The sequence below is a fragment of the Neisseria sp. P0008.S010 genome, assembly GCF_051962715.1.
GTDB classification, from domain to species: Bacteria; Pseudomonadota; Gammaproteobacteria; order Burkholderiales; family Neisseriaceae; genus Neisseria; species Neisseria elongata.
The window spans coordinates 59,203-65,409 of record NZ_JBQCVA010000005.1; the positions used below are offsets into that span (position 1 = coordinate 59,203).

Genomic DNA, 6,207 nt, shown 5'->3' on the forward strand with positions numbered 1-6,207 from the left:
TGACAGAGGCCGTCTGAAAAACATTATTTCAGACGGCCTCATTCGTAGTCGGCAAGAAAAACATACCCTTCCGGCCGTTTCGCGGTAAAATCCGCCTGCCCTCAATTTGACAAGATTTAACATTATGAAAGCCAGCCAATTTTTCATTTCCACCCTGAAAGAAGCCCCTGCCGAAGCCGCGCTCGCCAGCCACAAGCTGATGATTCGCGCCGGCCTGATTAAAGCCAACGCGTCCGGCCTTTATACTTGGATGCCGATGGGGCTGCGCGTGTTGCGCAAAGTTGAAAACGTCGTGCGCGAAGAAATGGCGCGCGCGGGCAGCGTGGAGTTGCTGATGCCGGTGGTGCAGCCTGCCGAGCTGTGGCAGGAATCCGGCCGCTGGGAATTTTACGGTAAAGAACTGCTGCGCCTGAAAGACCGCCACGACCGCGATTTCTGCATGGGCCCGACCTGTGAGGAAGTCATCGCCGACATCGTGCGCAAAGAAATCAACAGCTACAAACAACTGCCGAAAAACTTTTACCACATCCAAACCAAATTCCGCGACGAAGTGCGCCCGCGCTTCGGCGTCATGCGCGCGCGCGAGTTCGTCATGAAAGATGCTTATTCTTTCCATGCCGACTACGCCTCGCTTCAGACGACCTATGATGCCATGTACGACGCTTACTGCCGCATCTTCACCCGTCTGGGCTTGGAGTTCCGCCCCGTCGCCGCAGACACCGGCAGCATCGGCGGCACCGGTTCGCACGAGTTTCAAGTGTTAGCGGAAAGCGGCGAAGATGTGATTGCATACAGCGACACTTCCGATTACGCCGCCAATATCGAACTGGCTCCGACCTTGCCGCTCAAAGGCGAACGCGCAGCTGCTCAGGCAGAGCTGGCCAAAGTACACACGCCGAATGTCAAAACCATTGATTCATTGGTTGACTTCCTCAGCATTCCGATTGAAAAAACACTGAAATCCATCGTGGTCGAAGGCGAAAACGAAGGCGAAATCGTCTTATTGCTGTTGCGCGGCGACCATGAGTTCAACGACATCAAAGCCGAAAAACTCGCAGGCGTGAAATCGCCGCTGACCATGGCAGATCCTGCCGCCATCCGAGTGCAGTTCGGTGCAAACGGCGGCTCGCTCGGCCCTGTCGGCTTCACAGGCAAAGTCTATGCCGATTTCGCCACCGAAAAAGGCGCAGACTGGGTTATCGGCGCGAACGAAGACGACTACCACTATACCGGCTTCAACTTCGGCCGCGACGCCGCCGAGCCTGAGTTTGTCGATTTGCGCAACGTTGTCGAAGGCGACGAAAGCCCTGACGGACAAGGCCGTCTGAAACTGGCACGCGGCATCGAAGTCGGACACGTCTTCCAATTGCGCGACAAATACACCCAAGCCATGAACGTGAACTTCCTCGACAACAACGGCAAATCGCAAATCATGGAAATGGGCTGCTACGGTATCGGCATCACCCGCGTCGTTGCCGCCGCCATCGAGCAGAACAACGACGAAAAAGGCATCATCTGGACAAAAGCGATGGCGCCGTTTGAAGTCGTTATTGTGCCGATGAACTACAAAAAATCAGACGCCGTGCGCGAAGCTGCCGACAAAATCTACGCCGAACTGCTGGCGGCAGGCGCAGACGTCCTTCTCGACGACCGCGACGAACGAGCAGGCGTACTGCTCAATGACTCCGAGCTTCTGGGCATCCCGCACCGCATCGTCATCGGCGACCGCGCCTTGAAAGAAGGCAATGTCGAATACGCGGAACGCCGCGACAACGAAGCGCAGACTGTACCGACGGGCGAAATCGCCGCGAAAGTGCTGGCAGCGTTGAAATAATATCGGCAAATGACAAAAGGCCGTCTGAAAAACTGGAAACGGTTTTTCAGACGGCCTTTTGATTCGATTTCAACCCGCTTAGGCAGTAACCGCAGGTTCTTCATAGTGCAACAGGGTAATCAATGCGTGCCACTGTTCTTGCCTTCCACCACATACACGCCGCAATCGAACAGCGTATGCAATACACCGCAATGGGCAAAATCATTGCAAATGTGCGGGCAGCGTTGAAATGGCCTGCCCAATACCAAAAAGGCCGTCTGAAAAACCGAAAACAGGTTTTCAGACGGCCTTTAAATTGGATTGCAACCCGCTTAGGCAGTAACCGCAGGTTCTTCATGGCACAACAGGGTAATCAATGCGCGCCACTGTTCTTACCTTCCACCACGTACACGCCGCAATCGAACAGCGCATGTTGTAATACACCGCAATGGGCAAAATCATTGCAAATGTGCGGGCAGCGTTGAAATGGCCTGCCCAATACCAAAAAGGCCGTCTGAAAAACCGAAAACAGGTTTTCAGACGGCCTTTTAATTGAGTTGCAAGCCGCTTAAGCAGCCACCACGGGATCTTCACGGCGCAGCAGGGTAATCAATGCGCTCAAGCGTTCTTTCATTTCGCGGCGGTCGGTAATTTGATCGATTGCGCCTTTTTCCAACAGGAATTCGGCACGCTGGAAACCTTCGGGCAGGGTTTCGCGTACGGTCTGCTCAATCACGCGCGGGCCGGCAAAACCGATTAAGGCATTCGGTTCGGCCACCACGATGTCGCCCAAAAAGGCGAAGCTGGCGGAAACGCCGCCCATGGTCGGGTCGGTAAGTACGGAGATGAACGGCAGGCCTTTTTCGTTCAACAGGTGCAGCGCGGCACTGGTTTTGGTCATCTGCATTAAAGAATTCAGGCCTTCCTGCATCCGTGCACCGCCCGATGCGGCCACGCAGATAAAGGTGCAGTTGTCGGCCACCGCACGACGCACGCCTTTGACGAAGCGTTCGCCCACTACGGAACCCATCGAACCGCCGATGAAGCGGAATTCAAATGCGGCAATGACGACCGGCAGGCCGTTCATTTTTCCCTTCATCACCACCAGCGCGTCGTCTTCGCCGGTGGCTTTTTTTGCGGCGGTCAGACGTTCGGGGTATTTTTTGCTGTCTTTGAACTTCAGGATGTCGGTCGGCTTCACATTGTCGCCGATTTCCTCGCGGCCCTCTTCATCAAGTAGCAGATCAAGCCGTTCGCGCGCCGACATGGCGTTGTGGTGGTTGCATTTCGGGCAGACTTTGGCGTTTTGCTGCAATTCGGTGGCATAAACCGTGGCGGAACAGGCCGGACATTTGTGCCACAGCCCTTCGGGTACGGCGGATTCGCCTTTGCCTTCGCGTTTGATTTTCGGCGGGAGGATTTTGTCTAACCAACTCATGGTTTGCTCCGTTTTTTCAGACGGCCTCAATGTCCGGCTGAAAGTTTAGATGATTCGGAATACGGCACGCCGCAATGCGGGCCGGAGGGGAATTCAAGCCGCACATGGTAGCCAATGGCGGCTGTTTAGGCAAGTTTTGCGCCGATGAAACGGCAGTTTTTTCGGCATGGGCGGTGCTGTTTACAGGCAAATCGGACGGTAGGCCAAACAGGTATCGACCACTTCTTCCGCAGTTGGCGCGTAGCCGGTCAAACCGCCGTTGCAGGCGTTCCAGCCTTCGGGGTAGAAAAACAGGCTGCTGCCTTCGGGGTGGGGGACGTTGCGGTCGAATTGTTCCATCAAACCGCTCAGGACTTCATCGTCTTCTTCCGTCAGGATGCGTCCGGCCAAATCCATCAATTCATCGCGCGTCATGTTTCATGTTTCCGAACTGTGCCGCCCTGCCCTTTCAGACGGCCTCAACCGCCTGTTTCAGGCTTTTTACCAGTGCGCCGACGGCTTTTGCTTCGCTTCCGGCGTTGTTTTCGATTTCTTTCACGATGCGGCTGCCGACGATGACGGCATCGGCCACCGCGCCGATTTTACGCGCGCTTTCGGCATCGGAAATACCGAAGCCCACGCCTATCGGCAGGCTGATGTGGCGGCGTAGGACGGCGATTTTGGCCGCCACTTCGTCGGTATTCAGCTGTGCAGAGCCGGTTACGCCTTTGAGCGACACATAATAGACAAAGCCGCTGGCGAGTCTGCCGATTTCGGCCATCCGCTCTTCGCTGGTGGTCGGGGCGACGAGGAAGATGGCATCCAAGCCGTGTTTCTGCAGTTCTTGTTGCAGCGGGGAAATGGTTTCAACGGGATTGTCCACGGTGAGCACGCCGTCCACGCCCGCCTCGGCGGCGGCACGCGCAAACTCTGCATTGCCCATTTTGTGTATCGGATTCAGGTAGCCCATCAGGACGACGGGGGTGTCGTTGTCGCGTTCACGGAAACGGCGCACGGTTTCCAATACGTTTTTCAGGCTGACGCCGTTTGCCAGGGCGCGTTCGGCGGCGCGCTGGATAACGGGGCCGTCGGCCATCGGGTCGGAAAACGGGATGCCCAGTTCGATGATGTCCGCGCCGTTGGCGGCCATTTCGTGCATGGTTTCCAATGTGGTTTCAAGGTTCGGATCGCCGGCGGTGATATAGGGAATCAGGGCTTTTCTGCCGTTGAGTTTTTGAAAGGCGATGGTGATTCTGCTCATGTTTTACTCTTTTGGAGTTGGTCGGTTTTCAGACGGCCTGCATTCCTATTTGGAAACAGGCCGTCTGAATGTTTATTTTTTGGCGTTTTCCATGGCCTCTTTCTGACCGGCTTCCACCAGGCAAGATACGCCTGCCGCCGCTTTGGTTACGCCGTTGAGTTTGGAGAATGGAACAGGTTCGCCGATTACTTTCTTTTTCAGATCCATTTTCCGTACGGTCTGTTCGGCGCATTGGGTTTGATAAAACTCGGCCTTGTCGGCATTTTTCATATATTCGCCCAATGTTTTTGCAGGGGTTACGGCAAAACCCGCACCGGTTTGATAAGTGGCCGCCATGCTGATGGAAGCGATTTTTTTGTCTTTTTTGCCGCCGTCTACGAAGATGTAGGCTTTGTCCAAATCATCGTAATCCGAGCCGTACAGCATATAGCCGTTTACTGCTTCCAGTTCTTTCATGTCTTTAAATGAAGGCTCTGCGGCAAATGCGGCCGGGGCCAGTGCCAACAACAGGGTATACATCAGTGTTTTTTTCATTTTTTTTCCTTGCGGTTTTCAATATCTTCATTTTCAGACGGCCGGTATGGCAGAGGTCGTCTGAAAACGGAATTTTAGCAAAATAAATAATCTTATTTTTTGTTTTCTTGATTTTTCTTATAGCTTTCTTCAGCCATACACGAAATATGGGCAGCCATTTTGCCGACACCGTTGAGCTTGGCAATCGGAACGGCTTCACCCAATACTTTATTGGCGGTATCCAATTTGCGGACGGTTTTATCGGCGCACTGGCTGTGATAAACCTCTGCTTTATCTCGGTTACCGAAATAATCTGCCAAAGTTTTACCCTGCACTACGGCAAACCCGGGATAGCCGCCAAATACACTTACCAGATTGATGGAAGCGATTTGATCGTCTTTGTGACCGCCATCCACAAAAATATAGAATCCATCCCCACTCTTAGATTCCCCACCGTAAGTTGTATAGCCGTCTACGGTGTCGAGCTTTTTCAAATTTTGAAAAGAGGGTTCTGCGGCAAACGCAGCGGGAGCCAGTGCGCACAGCAGGGTGCATATTAAAAATTTGTTCATATTTGCCTTTTCTGCTTTGAAAGTATGTTTGTTTTCAGACAGCCTGCATTCCCGTCGGGAAACAGGCCGTCTGAAAATCGGATTTTAACAAAATAAAAAATCCCGTTTTGGTTTTTCAGGCTTTTTCAGCCTATTTTCCCAAACACGAATAATCGGCCGCCACTTTGCCGACACCATTGAGCTTGGCAAAGGGGACGGGTGCACCCAATGCTTGATTGGGCGCATTCATTCTGCGGACGGTTTTATCGGCGCATTGGGTTTGATAAAACTCTGCCCGATCGCTGTTATCCGCATATTCCGCCAGCGTCTTGCCCTTCACTATGGCAAATTCCGCTTCTCCGCCCAATACGTTGTTTAGATTGATGGAGGCGATTTGTCCGTCTTTTTCTCCGCCATCCACCCAAATATAGGCTTCCTGCGTGAGTTCGGACTGCATACCGTAAGCCGTATAGCCGTCTACTGTTTCCAGTTTTTTCAAATCCTGAAAAGACAGGCCGGCGGCGGAGGCGGCAGATATGGATGCGGCCGCTGCAAATAATAAAATCTTTTTCATTCACTAGACCTCTTGCGAAAGTATCCTGAAGATTTACAATTTCCAAATGAAATACGAAAACCTAATCCAAAGAAGCAA

Annotated in this window: 8 protein-coding genes; 2 read left to right on the top strand and 6 right to left on the bottom strand. The window is 53.1% G+C overall.

The window, feature by feature from the left end; genetic code table 11:
* Positions 1-124 precede the first annotated feature (124 nt).
* Both ACTHSL_RS02810 and ACTHSL_RS02815 read left to right on the top strand, forming a co-directional pair.
* On the top strand, positions 125-1,834 hold the full coding sequence (locus tag ACTHSL_RS02810) for a proline--tRNA ligase (protein ID WP_107884381.1): 1,710 nt from the start codon (positions 125-127) through the stop codon (positions 1,832-1,834).
* A gap of 122 nt (positions 1,835-1,956) precedes the next feature.
* Positions 1,957-2,298: a hypothetical protein gene (locus ACTHSL_RS02815; RefSeq protein WP_440380258.1), complete on the top strand. Its 342-nt coding sequence runs from the start codon at positions 1,957-1,959 to the stop codon at positions 2,296-2,298.
* An 83-nt stretch (positions 2,299-2,381) separates the two neighbouring features.
* On the opposite strand, the gene accD is transcribed toward ACTHSL_RS02815, so the two are convergent.
* The 6 genes from accD to ACTHSL_RS02845 form a co-directional block, all read right to left on the bottom strand.
* A complete protein-coding gene (gene accD / locus ACTHSL_RS02820) occupies positions 2,382-3,251 on the bottom strand; it encodes an acetyl-CoA carboxylase, carboxyltransferase subunit beta (protein ID WP_074894147.1) in 870 nt (289 codons plus the stop codon).
* Positions 3,252-3,431: 180 nt separating this feature from the next.
* Positions 3,432-3,665 carry a colicin immunity protein gene (locus tag ACTHSL_RS02825; protein WP_440380259.1) on the bottom strand — a complete coding sequence of 78 codons (234 nt, stop codon included), beginning with the start codon at positions 3,663-3,665 and terminating at the stop codon, positions 3,432-3,434.
* A 34-nt stretch (positions 3,666-3,699) separates the two neighbouring features.
* Positions 3,700-4,491, bottom strand: a complete 792-nt coding sequence (gene trpA, locus ACTHSL_RS02830; protein ID WP_440380260.1) for a tryptophan synthase subunit alpha — start codon at positions 4,489-4,491, stop codon at positions 3,700-3,702.
* 72 nt (positions 4,492-4,563) lie between these two features.
* Complete coding sequence (locus tag ACTHSL_RS02835) at positions 4,564-5,025, bottom strand: hypothetical protein (protein ID WP_239482444.1); 462 nt, start codon at positions 5,023-5,025, stop codon at positions 4,564-4,566.
* 92 nt (positions 5,026-5,117) lie between these two features.
* A complete protein-coding gene (locus ACTHSL_RS02840; RefSeq protein WP_440380261.1) occupies positions 5,118-5,576 on the bottom strand; it encodes a hypothetical protein in 459 nt (152 codons plus the stop codon).
* Positions 5,577-5,706: 130 nt separating this feature from the next.
* Complete coding sequence (locus tag ACTHSL_RS02845) at positions 5,707-6,129, bottom strand: hypothetical protein (RefSeq protein ID WP_440380262.1); 423 nt, start codon at positions 6,127-6,129, stop codon at positions 5,707-5,709.
* Between the last annotated feature and the right edge of the window lie 78 nt (positions 6,130-6,207).

Excerpts from the sequence above, each read along its gene's own strand:
- ACTHSL_RS02810 (WP_107884381.1), top strand. The coding sequence starts at position 125 with ATGAAAGCCAGCCAATTTTTCATTTCCACCCTGAAAGAAGCCCCTGCC.
- ACTHSL_RS02815 (WP_440380258.1), top strand. The coding sequence starts at position 1,957 with ATGCGTGCCACTGTTCTTGCCTTCCACCACATACACGCCGCAATCGAA.
- accD (WP_074894147.1), bottom strand. The coding sequence starts at position 3,251 with ATGAGTTGGTTAGACAAAATCCTCCCGCCGAAAATCAAACGCGAAGGC.
- ACTHSL_RS02825 (WP_440380259.1), bottom strand. The coding sequence starts at position 3,665 with ATGACGCGCGATGAATTGATGGATTTGGCCGGACGCATCCTGACGGAA.
- trpA (WP_440380260.1), bottom strand. The coding sequence starts at position 4,491 with ATGAGCAGAATCACCATCGCCTTTCAAAAACTCAACGGCAGAAAAGCC.
- ACTHSL_RS02835 (WP_239482444.1), bottom strand. The coding sequence starts at position 5,025 with ATGAAAAAAACACTGATGTATACCCTGTTGTTGGCACTGGCCCCGGCC.
- ACTHSL_RS02840 (WP_440380261.1), bottom strand. The coding sequence starts at position 5,576 with ATGAACAAATTTTTAATATGCACCCTGCTGTGCGCACTGGCTCCCGCT.
- ACTHSL_RS02845 (WP_440380262.1), bottom strand. The coding sequence starts at position 6,129 with ATGAAAAAGATTTTATTATTTGCAGCGGCCGCATCCATATCTGCCGCC.